A 17,859-nucleotide genomic window follows, 5' to 3' on the forward strand; every position below is an offset into this window, starting at 1 on the left:
AGGCCGCTCTCGGACTGCTGTCGCGTACCATGAGTTCCGAGTGCGCGTTCACGCGCAGACGGGGGTACAGCGGTGACGGATGTCGCGTCGAAGCATGATCACGAGAGCACGGCCGAATCGGGCGTGCCCTCGACCGATCCCGATCAGCGCGTCGAATGGGCACCTGTCGAGCCGGCGCGCAAGAAGCGGCATCTCGGCCTGTGGATCGGTGTTCCCGTCGGCGTCGTCGCGCTGGGAGCAGCCGCGGCATCCTTCTTCCTGATCGCCCCCGGCACGACCATCGCCGGCGTCCCCGTCGGTTTCATGACCCCCGGCGCCGCAGCATCGGCTGTGCAGGACCGGCTCGACCAGACCACCGTCACGCTCGGTGACGGCGGGGCGAGCGTCTCGGGTGCCGACCTCGGGGCGCAGGTGGACGGCACGGCGCTCGCGGCATCCGCCTTCGACGCCCGACCCGCGTGGAACGTCACCCAGTGGTTCGGCGACCCCATCGCCGCCACCGTGACCCTCGACGAAGCCAGCGCCAGCAGCGCGCTGCGGGGCGCTGCGGGCGACCTCTACGTCGAGCCCACGGCGGCATCCATCTCGTTCGACGGTACGTCCTACGTCGTCAGCCCCGACGTGCCCGGCGCGGGAGTGGACCCCGAGGCGGCCCGTGCGGGCCTGCAGAGCGCGTTCGACTCCGGCGCGACCGGCGCCGCCATCGACCCCGAGCTCACACCCGTCTCGGCACTGACCACCACCGCCGCCGCGGAAGAGACCGCCGCGTCGCTCAACAGCATGCTCGACGGCGTCGGCTTCTACGTCGGCGACGAGCGCACCGTTCCCGTCGACCGCGCCACGGCGGCGAGCTGGCTGACGGTCGCGACCGCCGACGACGGGTCGTTCGAGATCACGGCAGACCCCGCCGCCATCCAGCCCGTCGTCGACACGCTGCCGAGCCTCGTCGATCGTGCCCCCGTGAACGGCGTGGTGTTCGCCAACGCCGCCGGTGAGATCATCGACGACTCCGACGCCGGTCTCGACGGCCGCACGCTGACTTCGACCGACGGCATCGCCGCCGATTTCGCCGAACAGCTCGCGACGGGGGATGCCGCCTACCGTCTGCCCGTGGATGTCGTCCCGGTCACTACCGAGACCATCACCCGTCTTCTCGAGGTCGACCTCGGCGAGCAACGCCTCTACCTCAAGGAGAACGGCGTCGTCGTCGACTCGTGGCTCGTCTCGACGGGCCGCCCCGGCGCCGACACGCAGACCGGCTACTACACGATCGGGTGGAAGACCCCACGCCAGGACATGCGCGGCACCGCTGCCGACTCCGGTGTCAGCTACGTTCAGCCCGACGTCAAGTGGGCCATGTACTTCAACGGCGATCAGGCGTTCCATGGCGTCTACTGGCACAGCAACTGGGGCAACCGGATGAGCGCCGGGTGCGTCGGGATGCCCGACTCGCGCGCCGCCCAGATCTACGAGTGGGCCGTCGCCGGAACCGACGTCTACGTCCACGCCTGATCGACGGGAACCGACGTCTCCCGTCGTATCGTCCGATCGATCGATGCGCGACGGATCGATCACCGTTAGCCTGTGACCATGGCTGACCTCCGAGTGGAAGAACTGTCGGCGTCGACGATCGTCGCGGTGAACAACCTGTCGCTGAAGCCCGGGCAGGAGCGTTTCGTCGTGCCCGAGAGCTACGCCATCGCCGCGACCGTGGTCGACCCCGCGACCTCATGGCAGCGCGTCATCCTCGACGGCGACGAGGTCGTCGGATTCGTCAGCGCCGGTTTCGACCCCGACGCGCCGCACGAGCACTTCCGCTCGGTGCTGTGGCGCATCAACGTCGACGCCGACGACCAGGGCCGCGGCGTCGGACGCTTCGCGGTCGAGCAACTGGTCGACGAGGCGCGCAAGCGCGGTTTCGACTGCCTCAACGTGATCTACGAAGCGGGCGAGGGCGGGCCCGAGGCGTTCTTCGCCCGTGTCGGCTTCACCCCCGTCGACGAGACCGAGTACGGCGAGGTCGTCGCCGAGATCCGCTTCTGACGGACTCCCCCACGCACGCAGCAGAACGCCCCGGACCGCCGAAGCGGCCGGGGCGTTCTGCTGCGTCAGAGTGAGGTCACATCCCGTCGATGATGCGGTTCAGCGTCGCCGAAGGCCGCATGACGGCAGCGACGAGCTCGGCATCGGGGCGGTAGTAGCCGCCGATCTCCGCCGGCGATCCCTGAACCGCCACCAGCTCGTCCACGATCGTGGTCTCGTTCGCGGCGAGCTCCTCAGCGACCGGCGCGAACGCGGCGGCGAGCTCGGCGTCGACCGTCTGTGCGGCCAGCTCCTGAGCCCAGTACAGCGCGAGGTAGAAGTGGCTGCCGCGGTTGTCGATCGTGCCGAGCGCGCGGCCGGGCGACTTGTCCTGCTCGAGGAACGTGCCGGTCGCGGCATCCAGCGTGTCGGCGAGCACCTTGGCGTGGGCGTTGCCGGTGTACTCGGCGAGGTGCTCGAACGAGGCGGCCAGAGCGAAGAACTCGCCCAGCGAGTCCCACCGCAGGTAGTTCTCGGCGACGAGCTGCTGCACGTGCTTCGGTGCCGAGCCGCCTGCGCCGGTCTCGAACAGACCGCCACCGGCCAGCAGCGGGACGATCGAGAGCATCTTGGCGCTCGTGCCCACCTCGAGGATCGGGAAGAGGTCGGTCAGGTAGTCGCGCAGGACGTTGCCGGTGACGGAGATCGTGTCCTCACCGCGGCGGATGCGCTCGAGCGAGTAGCGCGTCGCGTCGGCGGGCGCCAGGATCTCGATGGTGAGGCCGTCGGTGTCGTGCTCGGCGAGGTAGGTCTTGACCTTCGCGATGAGGTTCGCGTCGTGGGCACGGGTCTCGTCGAGCCAGAACACGGCGGGGACGCCCGTTGCGCGCGCGCGGGTGACCGCGAGCTTGACCCAGTCGCGCACCGCGACATCCTTCGTCTGGGTCGCACGCCAGATGTCGCCGGCCTGGACCTCGTGCGACAGCAGGACCGAGCCCGAGGAGTCGACGACCTCGACCGTGCCCGCAGCCGGGATCTCGAAGGTCTTGTCGTGCGAGCCGTACTCTTCCGCCGCCTGGGCCATCAGGCCGACGTTGGGCACCGACCCGATCGTGGCGGGGTCGAGCGGGCCGTGCTCGATGACGTCGTCGATCGTCGCCTGGTAGACGCCGGCGTACGACGAGTCGGGGATGACGGCGATCGTGTCGTCCTCGCCGCCGTCGGCACCCCAGAGCTTGCCGCCGTTGCGGATGAGGGCGGGCATCGAGGCGTCGACGATCACGTCGGAGGGCACGTGGAGGTTCGTGATGCCCTTGTCGGAGTTGACGTACGACAGACGCGGGCCGGCGGCGATCGCGGCGTCGAAGGCGGCACGGATCTCGTCGCCGTTCCCGAGCTGAGACAGGCCCGCGAGAATCGCACCGAGGCCGTCGTTGGGGGTGAGGCCGGCAGCGGCGAGGTCGTCACCGTAACGGGCGAACACGTCGGCGAAGAAGGCGCGCACGACGTGACCGAAGATGATCGGGTCGCTGACCTTCATCATCGTCGCCTTGAGGTGCACCGAGTACAGCACGTCCTCGGCGGCGGCCTGCGCGACCGTGTCGGCGAGGAAGGCGTCGAGGGCCGCGGCCGACAGGAAGGTCGCGTCGACCACCTCGCCCGGGAGCACCTTAAGGCCCGACTTCAGCTCGGTGACGGTGCCGTCCTGAGCCGTGAAGCGGATGGTGAGCACGTCGTCGCCCTCGATGACCGTGGAGGTCTCGTTCGACTTGAAGTCGTCGTGGCCCAGCGTCGCGACGCGGGTCTTCGACCCGTCGGCGAACGGCTTGTTGCGGTGCGGGTGCTTGCGCGCGTAGTTCTTCACCGACAGCGGAGCGCGACGGTCGCTGTTGCCCTCGCGCAGCACGGGGTTCACGGCGGAGCCCTTGATGCGGTCGTAGCGGGCGCGGACGTCCTTCTCGTCGACGTTCTGCGGCTCGTCGGGGTAGTTCGGGATGTCGTACCCCGCAGCCTGCAGCTCGGCGATGGCCGCCTTCAGCTGCGGGATCGAGGCCGAGATGTTCGGCAGCTTGATGATGTTGGCCTCGGGCAGCGTCGCCAGGCCGCCGAGCTCGGCGAGGGCATCGCCCACCTGCTGCTCGGGGGTGAGGTTCTGCGGGAAGGCGGCGAGGATGCGGCCCGCGAGCGAGATGTCGCGGGTTTCGATGGCCACGCCGGCCGCACCGGCGAAGGCCTCGACGATGGGCAGGAAGGAGGCGGTGGCCAGTGCCGGCGCCTCGTCGGTGTACGTGTAGATGATGGTCGAGTCGGGCACGTGTCGTCTCTCCAAAAAGCGCGTCGAGGGTCGGTCCTCAGCGTATCGCACGGGGGCAGTTCTCTCGATGTCGAGATATCTCTCACGACTCCGGGCTTCGCGCTAGGGTGAGCGCGTGCCGCGCTTCGATCTTCCGCTCGCCGAACTGCAGGACTATCGCCCGGAGGTGAGCGAGCCCAGCGATTTCGACGATTTCTGGTCGGCCACGATCGCGGGCTCGCGTGAGGCCGGAGGCGAGGTGACGGTGTCTGCGGCATCCGAGCTGTACGCCACCGTCGATGTGCACGACGTGACCTTCCCCGGTTACGGCGGTGATCCCGTGAAGGCCTGGCTGATCCTCCCCGCGCATCGCGAGGGGCCGTTGCCGGCGGTCGTGGAGTTCGTCGGCTACGGCGGCGGTCGGGGTCTGCCCACCGAGCGGCTCGCCTGGGCCACCGCCGGATACGCCTCGTTCGTCATGGACACCCGCGGACAGGGCAGCGTGTGGGGCAGCGGCGGCGAGACGCCCGATCCGCACGGGTCGGGCCCGGCCGTGCCCGGCTTCATGACTCGCGGCATCGAATCGCCCGAGACCTACTACTACCGACGCGTGTTCACCGACGCCGTGCGCGCTGTCGACGCGGTGCGATCGCTCCCCGAGGTCGACCCCTCGCGGGTATCGGTGACGGGCGGCAGCCAGGGCGGCGGCATCGCCATCGCAGCCGCCGGCCTGAGCGAAGGCCTCGTCGCGGCGATGCCCGACGTGCCCTTCCTCTGCCACTTCGAGCGTGCCGTCGGGTTCACCGGCAGCGACCCCTATCAGGAGGTCGTGCGCTGGCTGGCCGTCCACCGCGGCGACGAGGCCCGGGTCTTCGAGACCCTGTCGTACTTCGATGGCGTGAACTTCGCCCGTCGCGCCGACGCCGCCGCCCTGTTCTCGGTGGGACTGCTCGACCCGGTGTGCCCGCCGTCGACGGTCTACGCCGCATTCAACGCCTATGGCGGCACGCACAAGGAGATGTCGGTCTTCCCCTTCAACGAGCACGAGGGCGGGCAGGGCTACCAGTGGGAGGCCCAGGCGGCGTTCCTGCGTCGTGTTCTCGGAGGCGACGCATGAGCGCACGTCGCGTGCTCGCCATCGACGCGGGACAGAGCGGGATCAAGGTGCGCCCGGCCGCGGCATCCGGTGGAGACCTCCTCTTCCCCGGCATCCGCACCGGCGAGCCGCTGCTCCCCCAGCTCGCCGCCGTCGTCGCCGAGACGGCGGCGCGCACCGGAGAACCGGCCGACGTGGTTGTGGCGGGCATCTCGGGGCTGACCGACGCGAACGCCGACGCCGACGCCCTGCTCGCCCTGACGGCGGCGCAGGGCGTGCGCGGGGTCGTGCTCGCGCACGATTCGACGACCTCGTTCCTCGGCGCCCTCGGCGACCGGCGCGGGGCCGTGGTGGCAGCCGGCACCGGAGTCGTGACGCTCGCCGTCGGGGCCGAGACCACCGCTCGCGTCGACGGTTGGGGCTGGATCATGGGCGATGCCGGCAGCGGCTACTGGATCGGCCGCGAGGCCCTCGACGCCGTGATGCGCGCTTACGACGGTCGTGGCCCGACGACCGAGCTGACGGCGGCGGTCTCGGACCGCTGGCCCGACCTGTCGCAGGCGTACATGAGCCTGCAGGCAGACCCCGACCGCGTCCGCGTCGTCGCGAGCTACGCGGCCGTCGTCGCCCGCGCGGCCGACGCGGGCGACGCCGTCGCGCAGGACATCTCGGTGCGCGCCGCGCATGAGCTCGCCCAGAGCGTGCGCGCCGCGATCGCCCAGGTGCGCAGTGACGAGGAGTCGTTCCCGGTGTGCGCGATCGGAGGCGTGTTCGGCTCGACCCCGCTGCGGGAGGCCTTCGCCGACGATCTGCACGCGGGCGACGAGTCGGTGCGCCTGGTGGCCCCCGTCGGCGTCGGTATCGACGGGGTGATGGCCCTCGCCGACCTCGACGAGTCGCACCCCCTCGCCGCGGTCACCCATCACGCCGGCGTCATCCGCTGACGACCTCCGCCCAACGCCGACCCCCGCCGAGAACGCACCGCAACGCCGAGAACGCACCGTCTCCGGTGCGTTCTCGGGGCGAGGGTGCGTTCTCGGCGTGGGGTCAGACGAGCGACTCGCGCCAGGCGGTGTGCAGCTGGGCGAACTTGCCCGTTCCCGCGATCAGCGCGGCGGGTGTGTCGTCCTCGATGATGCGGCCGTGCTCCATCACCAGCACACGGTCGGCAATGGCCACTGTCGACAGGCGGTGCGCGATGATGATCGCCGTGCGGTCGGCCAGCAGCGTCCCGAGGGCCTCCTGGATCTGCCGCTCGCTCGGGATGTCGAGCGAGGCCGTCGCCTCGTCGAGGATCAGCACCGCCGGGTCGGCGAGGAACGCGCGCGCGAACGAGATCAGCTGACGCTGCCCCGCCGACACGCGGCCGCCTCGCTTGTTGACGTCGGTCGCATATCCGTCGGGGAGTCGCTCGATGAACTCGTGCGCGCCCACGGCCCGTGCCGCGGCCTGGATCTCGTCCATCGTCGCGTCGGGCTTGCCGAGCGCGATGTTGTCGGCCACCGTGCCGCTGAACAGGTACGCCTCCTGCGTGACCATGACGATCGCGCGCCGTAGGTCTTTCGGATGCAGCTGACGCAGGTCGACGCCGTCGAGGGTCACCCGGCCCTTCGTGGGGTCGTAGAAGCGCGCGACGAGCTTGGCGAGTGTCGACTTGCCGGCGCCCGTCGTCCCCACGAGCGCGATCGTCTGCCCCGCGGGCATGTCGAGCGAGAAGTCGGGCAGGATCGTCACGGCATCCGAGTACCCGAAGGTCACGTCCTCGAAACGCAGGTGCCCGCGGGCCTCACGCAGCTCGACCGGAGCCATCGGGTCGGGAACCGTCGGTTCCTCTTCGAGCACGCCCGACACCTTCTCGAGCGCCGCTGTCGCCGACTGGTACGAGTTGAGGAAGAAGGCGACCTCCTGCATCGGCGCGAAGAAGTTGCGCACGTACAGCACAGCCGACAGCAGGAAGCCGAGGCTCAGCGTGCCGTCGACCACCCGGAATCCGCCCCATGCCAGCACGAGGGCGAGCGAGACGGATGCCACCGCCATGAGCGCCGGCTCGAACGTTCCGAACAGGCGGATCGAGCGCATGTTCACATCGCGGTAGTCGCTCGAGAGCCCGCCGAACTCGGCATCGTTCGCGGGCTCCTTGCGGAACGCCTTCACCGCGCGGATGCCGGTCATCGACTCGACGAACTTGACGATCACCTTCGCGCTGATGACGCGCGACTCGCGGTAGACGACCTGCGAGCGCAGGTAGAACCAGCGCATGAGCAGGAACAGCGGAATGCCCATGACCGCGAGGATGACGCCCGACTGCCAATCGAGCAGCAGGAGCGCGATGAGGGTGAACCCGCCGTAGAGCAGACCCGAGACGAGCTCGTTCAGGCCGCCGTCGAGCAGTTCGCGGATCGTGTCGAGATCGCTGGTCTGACGCGAGATGATGCGCCCCGAGGTGTACGACTCGTGGAACTCCAGGCTCAGCCGCTGCGTGTGGCGGAAGATCCGCTTGCGCAGGTCGATCATGACCGCCTGGGTCAGGCGAGCTGCGACGACGGCGTACCAGCCGATGAGCGCGGCGCCGCCGATAGCCGTGATGAGGAAGACGATGACGACCGCGATGGTCGGCATCCAGTCGGCTTCCTTCTGCACGGCGGGTAGCGCATTGGCGATGCCCCAGCCCACGAGAGCGGGGCCGGCGACCCGCAACGCCGTCGACACCACGAGCACGACCGCCGCCAGCGCCAGTTGCATGCGCAGCGGCGAGACCAGCGACCCGAGCAGGCGCAGCGAGCGCCGCCGGATCTCGCGGCTCTCGTCGCGGGTGTAGTCGGAGCGGTCCTCGCCGCTCGTCCCGGTGACGGTGCTCACAGGGTCACCTCCCTTTCGTCCTGTCGTTGCTGTTCGTCCTCGAGACTCGAGATGACGTGGCGGTAGTGCTCGCTGGTGCGCAGCAGCTCGGAGTGGGTGCCGACGGCGGTCACGCGCCCCTCTTCGAGCAGCGCCACCCGGTCGGCGAGCGTCACCGTCGACGGGCGGTGCGCGACGATGAGGGCGGTCGTGTCGGCGAGCACCTCGCGGAGCGCGTCTTCGACGAGCGCCTCGGTGTCGACGTCGAGTGCCGACAGCGGATCGTCGAGCACGAGCACGGCCGGACGAGCGGCGACGGCGCGGGCGAGCGCCAGGCGCTGCCGCTGTCCGCCCGAGAGGCTGAGCCCCTCTTCGCCGATGACCGTGTCGACCCCCGCCGGCAGCGTGTCGACGAAGTTCGCCTGCGCGACAGACAGCGCCTCTCGCATGACGCGCTCGGCCTCCGCGCTGCCGCGCTCGAGGTCTTCGCGCCCGAGCAGCACGTTCTCGCGGACGGTTTGCGAGAACAGCGTCGCGTCTTCGAATGCCATGCCGACGTGGCGGCGCAGCTCGTCGAGCCGCAGGTCGCGCACGTCGACGCCGTCGAGCAGCACACGGCCGCCGGTGACGTCGTACAGCCGGCCGGGCAACGTCGTGAGCGTCGTCTTACCCGACCCGGTCAGGCCCACGAGCGCCATCGTCTCGCCCGGACGCAGCGCGAGGTCGATGCCGTCGAGCAGATCGCGCTCGCTCTCCGGCGCATCCTGGTAACGGAAGCGGGCGCCCTCGAAGACGAGCTCGCCGCGCGGCTGCGCGATGGTCGTCGGGTTCTCGGGGTCTGTGATCGTGTTCTGCTCGTCGAACACCTCGAAGATGCGGTCGGTCGCCGTGCGGGCGTCGACGAGGAACGAGAAGAGGAACCCGATCGACTCGACGGGCCAGCGCAGGATCGTCGCCATCGCGAAGAACGCGATGAGCGAGTCGACTCCGAGCTCATCCGCCTGCACGAGGTAGATGCCGGCGCCGAGGCACAGTGCGAAGGCGATGTCGGGCAGCAGAACGAGCCAGAACCAGATCCAGCCGACCGCTTTGGCCTTCTTGACCTCGGTCTCGCGCAGGGTCTCGGCCTGCCGCGTGAACTTCTGCAGGGCGTGACCGCCGCGGCCGAACGCCTTCAGCACGCGGATGCCGTGCACCGACTCCTCGACGGCCGTCGCGAGATCACCGGCCTGGTCCTGGCTCTGGCGCGAGAGCAGCCCGTAGCGGTTCTCGAACACGAAGCCCGCGATCCACAGGGGCGCGGAGACGACAACGAAGATCGTGCCCAGCAGCCAGTGCCACCGGAACAGGATGATCGAGCCGACGACGATCGTCACCATGTTCACGACGAGCAGGACGATGCCGAAGGCGAGCCAGCGGCGGATGAGGCTGATGTCCTGCATCATCCGGCTCAGCAGCTGGCCCGACTGCCAGCGATCGTGGAAGGCGACCGGCAGGCGCTGGAGCCGCGCGAAGAAGTCGGTGCGCAGCTCGTACTCGACCTTCGTGGCAGGGGCGAGCACGAACCAACGGCGCGCCCAGACCATGAGCGCCTCGAGCAGGCCGAGTGCGAGGATGGCGCCGGCGCCGAGGACGATGAGCCATGGGTCGCCCGAGGAGATCGGCCCCTCGGGGCCGACGATCACCTCGAGGACGAGCGGGATGCCGAGAGCGAGCAGGCTCGCGACGAGCGCGCTGGCGAAGCCGAGGCTCAGTCGCGGCAGCACCGGTTTGGCGAACGGAAGCAGACGCGCGAGCGCGCGCGGCGTGGACAGACGAGGGGGCGTCGAGGAGGTCATGATCCTGAGGTGTGTCGAGCGGGATGCCGGTGACGGCGAGGGGCGCGCGCGAGCGCGGCGAATCGGGGCACGGACCCCGAGGGAAGGAACGTCTGAAGCGCTGAAGCGCTTCCCGGAGCTACCGGACGATTCCTCCGCGTGCGGGACGCCCGTCGGCCGTGACGAGGAAGGCGACGGACTTCGTGATGACGATGGCCGATGACATGGCTTCCTCCTGGGGTCGAGCGGACGGGGCACCCGCTACGCACACGGGAGCCCTCCAGGATATATCTGTGTATTCGCTGAGTGCAAGGAAAACCTGGCAGCGATTCAGGCGCGAAGCCGCGCCTCGCGCTCGAGGAGACGTTGTTTGACCTCGACGCCCCACGCGAATCCCCCGAGCGCCCCACCCGTGCGGAGAACGCGATGGCACGGGACGAACAACGCCGCTGCATTGCGGGCGCAGACGGATGCCGCGGCACGCACGGCTCCGGGTGAGCCGAGCGCCGCCGCGAAGCCCGCGTAGGTCAGCGGCTCACCGGGAGCGATGCGCCGGAGCGCCTGCCACCCCACGCTCTGCAGAGTGGTGCCGGGCTGACGCACCGGCACCGCGTCGATGGCGGTGAGGTCGCCACCGTAGTAGGCGGCCACGGCGGCCGCGGCATCCGTAGGACCGTCGAGGATCTGCGCGGGACGCGCGACGGGGCGGAGTCGGTTGAGGATCGCATCGGGATCGCTGGTCCACCCGGAGGCGAGCACCTCACCGCCCGCCTCGAGGATCGTGAAAGGCCCGTCGGGCGTCGCGACGGTCTGGAGCCGGGCCGTCTCGACCAGGGTGGTCTCGGTCGGGGCGGAGGCGTCGGTGGTGGCGGTCATGCTCGGGCCTTTCGGGACGGCGAGAGGGTGGGCTCGGTCGCGCTCTCGCGCCAAGCCTGGGTGACGGGGGCGGCGTACCAGAGGTGCGCCATGAGGTAGCTGCGCCAGGGCGCGACGCGCTCGGACCAGGCGACGAGCTCGGACGGGCCGGCGGGGATGCCTGCTGCGGCGGCCCCTGCTCGGGCCGCGACATCGCCGGGCAGGAGGATGTCGGGGTCTCCGAGCACCCGCATGCGCACGTAGTCGGCCGTCCAGGGGCCGATGCCCGGGAGGGCGAGCAGAGCGGAGCGCTGTTCGTGCGTGTCGTCGCCGGGAGACAGGCGCAACGAGCGGTCGGCGAGCGCGGTGGCGGCGCCGACGATGGCACGGATGCGGGCGCCGGGCCCGCGCAGGACGTCGGCGCCGTGCTCGGCGACCGCCGACATCGTCGGGAAGAGGATCGCCGGGCCGGCGGCGGTCTCGACCGGTTCGCCGAGCTCGGCGGCCAGCCGCCCCTGCACGGTGCGCGCCGAGGCGACGCTGATCTGCTGGCCGATCATGGCCCGGATGAGCATCTCGTCGGGGTCGATGGCTGCGGGCAGGCGCACTCCCGGAATCCGTGCGACGAGGGGCGCCAGCTCGGGATGCCGCGCCAGGGCTTCGTCGACGGCGGTCGGATCGGCGTCGAGATCGAACAGCCGTCGGACGCGCGCGATGAGGGTGGACAGGTCGGTCAGCGAGGCGAGCTCGGCGCGCAGACGCACGCGGCCCGCGTCATCCTGGCGCACCTCGAACCAGGCCGGACCGCCCGCGAGCCGGACGACCCGGGCGAACGAGCGCTCGTCACCCGACTCGACACCGGGGATGGCGTGCGCCCGCATCCACCCGAACAGGCCGGCGGCGTCGAACGGTTCCCGCACCGGAAGGACGAGGTCGATGCGGCCCGGCATCCGCTCCCCCACCTGCCGGCGCGCCCGCAGCTGGCCGGGAGGCATCGCGAACACCTCGCCCACCGTTTCGTTGAACTGCCGCACGCTCGCGAATCCCGCGGCGAAGGCCACGTCGGCGATGGGCAGGTCGGTGTCGACCAGCAACGCCCGCGCCGTGTGGGCGCGGTGCGCGCGGGCGAGCGCGAGCGGACCGGCTCCGAGCTCCGATGTCAGCAGCCGGGTGAGGTGCCGCGAGGAGTAGCCGAGGCGGGATGCCAGCCCCGGGACGCCCTCGCGATCGACGACGCCGTCGGCGATGAGACGCATCGCACGCGCGGCGAGATCGCCGCGCAGGTTCCACTGCGGCGAGCCCGGAGTCGCCTCGGGCAGGCACCGCTTGCACGCGCGGTAGCCGGCCTCGTGTGCCGCGGCGCTCGTCGGATAGAAGGTCACGTTGGCGGGCTGCGGGGTGCGGGCGGGGCAGCTCGGGCGGCAGTAGATGCCCGTCGAGCGAACGGCCGTGACGAACTGGCCGTCGAAGCGGCGGTCGCGCGCGTCGATGGCGCGATACCGCTCGTCGAAGGTCATCCCGTCACTCGTCATGCCCCCAGCCTGACACGCCCCGCCGACACCGGCTCGCGGAAATCGGACACGACCGTTCCCGGGGCACGGCACGGTCGACTCGCCACGGGATGCGGATCCCGCCCCTCCCGGATCCGCGCTTTCTGGCGAGTCGACGGGAGGTCAGCGAGGCGGGAAGGAGAACTGCGGGACCGAGGAGGGACCTTCCGTCGCGGGAAGCCGGCGCCAGACGTCCGCGGGCAGGCGTTCCTCGGCGAAAACCTCTGTCGCGAGGGCATGTGCCGACCCGGGGGCGCATTCCGTCTCGGCCGACACCCTCACCCGGTCCGTTGCCGCGTGGATCGTGACGACCGTCCGCTCGGCGATGACCCCCTCGGCGACGACTGTCACTTCGCGCGCGTCCCCCTGCCCCCGGTCGCTCGTGTCGCTTTCGATCCCCAGTGAGGCGAGAGCCTCGACCGCTGCGTCGGCTACCTCCCATGCGTCGCGTCCGGGCAGCTCCAGACCGCGTACGGCCACGAGACGGTATCCCCCGTCCTCGCTGAGCCCGCGCTGGCATCCTGTCGGATGTGCGCCGTACGCACCGTCCACGACGCTCCACTCGGCCGGCTCGATCGCCATGATCACCGTGTGAACGCCCGTCGCCAACGCGAAGAACCGGTCCCGCGCCTGCGCGTACGTCTCGCTGTCACCGACGCCGCCGGAGCCTCCGCATCCGCTCACCAGCAGCACCGAGAGCAGCACGAGTGCGCCGACGCCGGCACGGCTCACACTTCTCACCCGGAACATCTGCGAGCGTGTCAGGTCATCATCGAGGCGGAACCGGGGCGTCCGTCACGAGTGGCTGCGGCTCGACCGGCGTGCCGTCCTCGCTGTAGTACACGGGACCGTCGGGCGGGAAGAAGAACAGGGGCACCGACGACGGACCTTCCGTCGCGGGAAGGCGACGCCAGACGTCATCGGGGTACAGCTCCTCACCGAACATCGTCGTGAGGATGTCGGAGCTCGATCCGGCGGTGCAGGCGGTCTCGCTGGAGACGAGCACACGGCCGTCGACGGGGCGGATGACGACCACGGTGCGGGCGGCGTCGCTCTCCCCCACGACGGTCACCTCCCGCGCGTCCCCCGAACCGCGCTCCACGGCCTCCGCGTCTATCCCGAGCTCGGCGAAACCCTCGGATGCCGCAGCCGCGATGTCCGCAGCATCCCGCCCCGGCAGCTCGAGCGCGCGCACCGCGGTGAACGAGTACCCCGTGTCGGAGCTGACCCCCAGCTGACATCCGCTCGGGCGGGCTCCGTACTGTCCCTGGTCGACCCGCCAGTCGGTCGGCTCGATCGCCATGATCACCGTATGCAGCTCGTCGGCCATCGCCGTGAACTGCTCGCGCGCCTGGGTGTACACGTCCGCGGCCGGCTGTTCGTCACTTGGCGTCGCCGCACACGAGCTCATCATCAACACCAATCCGACGGTGAAAGCCGTCATCGTCATCCGCGAGGTCGGTCTCATCAGTCACGTCCGGTAGGGGTCAACGGGCAGCCATCGCAGCCAATCGGGCAGATCCCAGAAGCCGCGCTCGCTGCCCTCACCGTCAATCTCCGTCCCGGGTTCACCGGTCAGGATGATCTGCTGGATGTTGTAGAACGATTCCGATCCTTGCACGAGGTACCCCTCGCCGTCGCCCGATGGAAGTGGGCCGTTGCCGCCTTCGTGGGCGCCGTGCCCCGGGGTGGGCGCGAGGTGCTGGTCGCCCGCGTAACCGCCGTCACTACCGAACTCGGTCACGCCCGGGAGCGTCTCGGGCACCGTGCCGTGCGCGCCACCCCAACTCGTGTCACGGCCGATCCGCGCCCACGCATCGTTCTCCGACAGCGTCGCGTACATGCGCAGGTCGTCGGCGTTCTGAAGATTCGAGAGCACCTGAGGATCGCTGGGGAAACCGGCGGAGCCCACGGCGATGAACTGGTCGACGCCGAGTGCGCCCGGGCGCGAACCGATCGCGAGGGCGGCGGTCGTGCTGCCGTAGGAGTGGGCGATGACGGCCTTCTCCGCCGTCGGATGCACCGCGTCGATTCCCAGCAGGAACGAGCGGAGTGCTGCCGCGCCGTCACGCGCCCGGTCCATGCCGGGCTCTTCGATCTCGTTGGGAGAGTCGTAGCCGAACCACGCGATCGTCGCGAGGCCCGGTCCGGCGTTGTTGAGCGCGCGAGCCGAGTCTCCCCACTCACCGATGCCCGCCACAGACGAGTTCATACCGGGAACCAGCACGTTGATGTCCGTTGCGGAAGCGAGATCGCCGTAGGCCAGTGCCGCGGTGGTCTGCGCCGAACCGTCGGGATCGAACGAGATCAGGAGCGGGAAGGGCGGGCCATCCGTCAGCTCTTCCCACAGCGCCGCGACGTCGTCGCCGAGGGCACCCCCGGGGTTCGTGGCGCGCAGCGCCTCGAGGCGCTCGCGGTTGATCCGTCCGCGGACGTCGTAGGGGATGCCGTCGAGATTGCCGATGATGTCGGGATGCGCCCGGGCGACCTCATCCTGCAGCTCGGGATGCGCGAGCCACAGCTCGAGCACCGCCTGCGGGGTGTCCGCCGCGAGCAGCTGGTCGAGCAGGTTCTGCGCCTGCGACGTCATCGCCGGCCCCGCCCCGCCGGCGAGCTCGGCGAGCGCCGCGTCGTAGGCGGTGTCCCAGGCGGAGTAGTGGCTCTCGAACTGCTCCCACAGATCGGCGAGATCGCTGGCCGCGGCATCCCGGGCGGCGACGGCATCCTGTGCCTCGTCGTTCGCGCGCCGGACGTCGGCAGGCTCTCCCGAGCGCGAGGTCCAGAGAGCGTTCAGCCCCGCTTCGTTCGCCGTGGCCGATGCCGACGACAACGCGGCGTGGGCGGACTCGATGTCGTCGATGAGCCGGTTGGCCGCCTCGGCCGACGATGAGAACGCGTCGGCGTAGCGCTGAAGCACCCCCGCGAGCAGCTCCGCCTCGGCGATCTCCGCGGCGAGTCCGCTGGCGACCTCTTGCGCTTTGGAGCGCGCCGACCGGATCGATGCGCCGACGCCGTCGAGGTCGGTCGCGGACTGGACGGTCGTGCGGAGGTCTCCGAGCGAGCCCGCGACGCGGCTGAACGCACCACTCCACCAGCTCATCGACCCGGGATTGCCCTCGAGGCGCTCGAGCGGGTAGCCGCGGTTCGGCGACGTGAGGGTCACGGCTGCTCCTGCCCGGTGAGCTCGACGTCGAGATCGGAGTAGCGCGTCGCGATCGCGGTCAGCAAGGCGGCGACCTCGGATGCCGCGGTGGTCCGGTCGAGCACGACCCGATTCAGTGAGCTCAGCCGCCGGTTCATCTCGAGACGGAGCGCGACCCGGTGTGCGGGGTTCTCGACGCCGGTGTCGTCCCCCTGGATGTCGGCGTTGTCCACCACCGCGCTCGAGACCCGCGTCTGGATCGCATCCGCCGCGCTCGTGAGCGCGTGATAGTAGATCTCGACGTCTGACATCGGGCCCCCTCCGCCGGCTCGGTCCGGCCGACGCTGACACGCTATCGACAGGCCCGCTGCCGCGTCGATGGGGAGGACTCCCCTGCCGCACCCCGCGCGCTGCGGCCGCGGCATCCGCCGGTTCATCCGCGGCGCGACCGGCTCGCCGTGCCGCAAACAGGCTCACCCGGCCCCAACCTCCGAGCACAGGCGGGATGCGTCGACGCAGCCTGTTCTCGGCACGCCCCGAGGCGCGCAGCGGTGCCACCGGTGTCTTCGTCGGCCCGGAGGGGCGGGCGGGTCGAGCCTGCGCCGCGCGCCGATGCGCGGCCGACCGAGCGTGCCGTGCGCAGGCTCAACCCCACGCGATCTCCGTTCATCGGTCGGGTTGAACCGCTCAGCCTGTTGACGGCACACGCGGACGAGCGACCGGCTGCGCCGCCCGCGCCCGGCGACGTGACCCCCGCGACGCTTCCGAGCGCAACCGCTGGCGTGCAGCCCGCGACGGGGTTAGCGTCGCGGCATGAGCGAACGCACCTACGACCTCGTCGTCATCGGAGCAGGCCCCGTCGGCGAGAACGTCGCCGACCGTGCCGTACAAGGCGGCCTGAGCGTCGCCATCGTCGAGAGCGAACTCGTCGGCGGCGAGTGCTCGTATTGGGCGTGCATGCCGTCGAAGGGATTGCTTCGGGCCGGCGCGGCGCTGCGCGCGGCCCGCGCAGTCGACGGCGCGAAGCAGGCCGTGACAGGCGATGTCGACGTCGCCGGTGTGCTGCGCCGTCGCGACTCGCTCACGTCCGACTGGAACGACTCGTCCCAGGTCGAGTGGCTGCAGGGGGCGGGAGTCGATCTCGTCCGCGGCCACGGCCGGCTGGCGGGCGAGAAGCGCGTCGAGGTCACCGAACCCGACGGTTCCGTCACCACGCTCGTCGCGCGCCACGCCGTCGCGGTGTGCACGGGTTCGGCGGCCCTCCTCCCCGATGTCCCCGGCCTCGCCGATGTCTCGCCGTGGACGAGCCGCGAAGCGACCGCCGTGCAAGAGGTTCCGGGTTCGCTCGCCATCGTCGGCGGCGGTGTCGTCGCCGCGGAGATGGCCACGGCGTTCGTCGACCTCGGCAGCGACGTCGCACTCATCGCGCGCAGCCGGCTGCTCGGACCGATGGAGCCCTTCGCGGGCGACCTCGTGGCGCAGTCGCTGACCGACCGCGGCGCGCGCGTGCTGCTCCACACCGACCTCGTCTCCGCCCAGCGCGTCGAGGACGGCCAGGTCGAGCTCGAGCTGTCGAACGGCACGCGCGTCCGCGCCGACGAGGTGCTCGTCGCGACCGGTCGTGTCCCTCGTACCGGGGATCTCGGACTGGATGCCGTCGGCCTCGAGCCCGATTCCTGGATGGATGTCGACGACACCATGCTCGTCCGCGGATCCGATTGGCTCTACGCGGTCGGTGACGTCAACCGCCGCGCTCTCCTCACCCATCAGGGCAAGTACCAGGCCCGCGCGGCGGGCGATGTCATCGTCGCCCGGGCGACCGGCGGCACGGTCGACGACGCTCCGTGGGGCGCCCATGTCGCGACCGCCGACCATGCCGCCGTGCCGCAGGTGACCTTCACCGACCCCGAGGTCGCTTCGATCGGCGAGACCGAGGCGTCCGCGCGCGCCGCGGGTCGCAACATCCGCGTGCTCGACTACGACCTCTCGTGGATCGCGGGCGCGTCGACGCGTTCGGACGCGTACACCGGTCAGGCGCGCGCGATCGTCGACGAGGACCGCGGCGTTCTCATCGGGGCGACGTTCGTCGGGGCGGATGTCGGTGAGCTGCTCCAGGCGGCGACGATCGCGGTCGTCGGCGAGGTTCCGCTCGCGCGGCTGTGGCACGCCGTGCCGGCGTACCCGACGCTCAGCGAGGTGTGGCTGCGCTTCCTCGAGACCTACGGCCGGCCGACCGTCTGAGTCGG

The 17,859-nt window shown here is 70.7% G+C and carries 14 protein-coding genes; 5 read left to right on the plus strand and 9 right to left on the minus strand.

Going from position 1 to position 17,859, the window contains the following annotated elements; all coding sequences use genetic code 11:
- Positions 1-72 precede the first annotated feature (72 nt).
- On the plus strand, positions 73-1,512 hold the full coding sequence (locus QUC20_RS12585) for a L,D-transpeptidase family protein (protein ID WP_120264616.1): 1,440 nt from the start codon (positions 73-75) through the stop codon (positions 1,510-1,512).
- A gap of 78 nt (positions 1,513-1,590) precedes the next feature.
- Complete coding sequence (locus QUC20_RS12590) at positions 1,591-2,043, plus strand: GNAT family N-acetyltransferase (protein WP_289330094.1); 453 nt, start codon at positions 1,591-1,593, stop codon at positions 2,041-2,043.
- Positions 2,044-2,119: 76 nt separating this feature from the next.
- On the opposite strand, the gene QUC20_RS12595 is transcribed toward QUC20_RS12590, so the two are convergent.
- Positions 2,120-4,336: an NADP-dependent isocitrate dehydrogenase gene (locus QUC20_RS12595; RefSeq protein WP_289330095.1), complete on the minus strand. Its 2,217-nt coding sequence runs from the start codon at positions 4,334-4,336 to the stop codon at positions 2,120-2,122.
- A gap of 115 nt (positions 4,337-4,451) precedes the next feature.
- Here QUC20_RS12595 and QUC20_RS12600 point away from each other — a divergent pair, with 115 nt between their 5' ends.
- Together QUC20_RS12600 and QUC20_RS12605 are read left to right on the plus strand one after the other, a co-directional pair.
- Positions 4,452-5,432 (plus strand): acetylxylan esterase, encoded by a 981-nt coding sequence (locus QUC20_RS12600; RefSeq protein WP_289330096.1) that lies wholly within the window; start codon positions 4,452-4,454, stop codon positions 5,430-5,432.
- Entirely contained in the window at positions 5,429-6,355 is a 927-nt protein-coding gene (locus tag QUC20_RS12605) for an N-acetylglucosamine kinase (protein ID WP_289330097.1), read from the plus strand. The genes QUC20_RS12600 and QUC20_RS12605 overlap by 4 nt, the downstream gene beginning before the upstream one ends.
- 103 nt (positions 6,356-6,458) lie before the next feature.
- Here QUC20_RS12605 and QUC20_RS12610 read toward each other — a convergent pair whose 3' ends face one another.
- From QUC20_RS12610 to QUC20_RS12645, 8 genes are all read right to left on the minus strand, one after another.
- On the minus strand, positions 6,459-8,270 hold the full coding sequence (locus QUC20_RS12610; protein WP_289330098.1) for an ABC transporter ATP-binding protein: 1,812 nt from the start codon (positions 8,268-8,270) through the stop codon (positions 6,459-6,461).
- On the minus strand, positions 8,267-10,087 hold the full coding sequence (locus QUC20_RS12615; RefSeq protein ID WP_120264611.1) for an ABC transporter ATP-binding protein: 1,821 nt from the start codon (positions 10,085-10,087) through the stop codon (positions 8,267-8,269). The genes QUC20_RS12610 and QUC20_RS12615 overlap by 4 nt, the downstream gene beginning before the upstream one ends.
- Before the next feature lie 309 nt (positions 10,088-10,396).
- A complete protein-coding gene (locus QUC20_RS12620) occupies positions 10,397-10,942 on the minus strand; it encodes a methylated-DNA--[protein]-cysteine S-methyltransferase (protein WP_289330099.1) in 546 nt (181 codons plus the stop codon).
- Positions 10,939-12,453, minus strand: a complete 1,515-nt coding sequence (locus QUC20_RS12625; protein ID WP_289330100.1) for a DNA-3-methyladenine glycosylase 2 family protein — start codon at positions 12,451-12,453, stop codon at positions 10,939-10,941. The genes QUC20_RS12620 and QUC20_RS12625 overlap by 4 nt, the downstream gene beginning before the upstream one ends.
- Positions 12,454-12,594: 141 nt before the next feature.
- Positions 12,595-13,212: a hypothetical protein gene (locus QUC20_RS12630; RefSeq protein ID WP_289330101.1), complete on the minus strand. Its 618-nt coding sequence runs from the start codon at positions 13,210-13,212 to the stop codon at positions 12,595-12,597.
- 28 nt (positions 13,213-13,240) lie between these two features.
- Positions 13,241-13,915: a hypothetical protein gene (locus tag QUC20_RS12635; protein WP_147374411.1), complete on the minus strand. Its 675-nt coding sequence runs from the start codon at positions 13,913-13,915 to the stop codon at positions 13,241-13,243.
- Between the two features lie 27 nt (positions 13,916-13,942).
- Positions 13,943-15,634, minus strand: a complete 1,692-nt coding sequence (locus tag QUC20_RS12640) for an alpha/beta hydrolase (RefSeq protein ID WP_289330102.1) — start codon at positions 15,632-15,634, stop codon at positions 13,943-13,945.
- Positions 15,631-15,924, minus strand: coding sequence for a hypothetical protein (locus QUC20_RS12645; RefSeq protein ID WP_289330103.1), 294 nt, complete (start codon positions 15,922-15,924; stop codon positions 15,631-15,633). Before QUC20_RS12645 ends, QUC20_RS12640 begins: the two co-directional genes overlap by 4 nt.
- A 502-nt stretch (positions 15,925-16,426) precedes the next feature.
- Between QUC20_RS12645 and QUC20_RS12650 the strand changes: the two genes are divergently transcribed.
- Positions 16,427-17,854, plus strand: coding sequence for a dihydrolipoyl dehydrogenase family protein (locus tag QUC20_RS12650; RefSeq protein ID WP_289330104.1), 1,428 nt, complete (start codon positions 16,427-16,429; stop codon positions 17,852-17,854).
- Positions 17,855-17,859 lie beyond the last annotated feature (5 nt).

The sequence above is a fragment of the Microbacterium arborescens genome (assembly GCF_030369635.1).
In the GTDB taxonomy this organism is placed as follows: domain Bacteria; phylum Actinomycetota; class Actinomycetes; order Actinomycetales; family Microbacteriaceae; genus Microbacterium.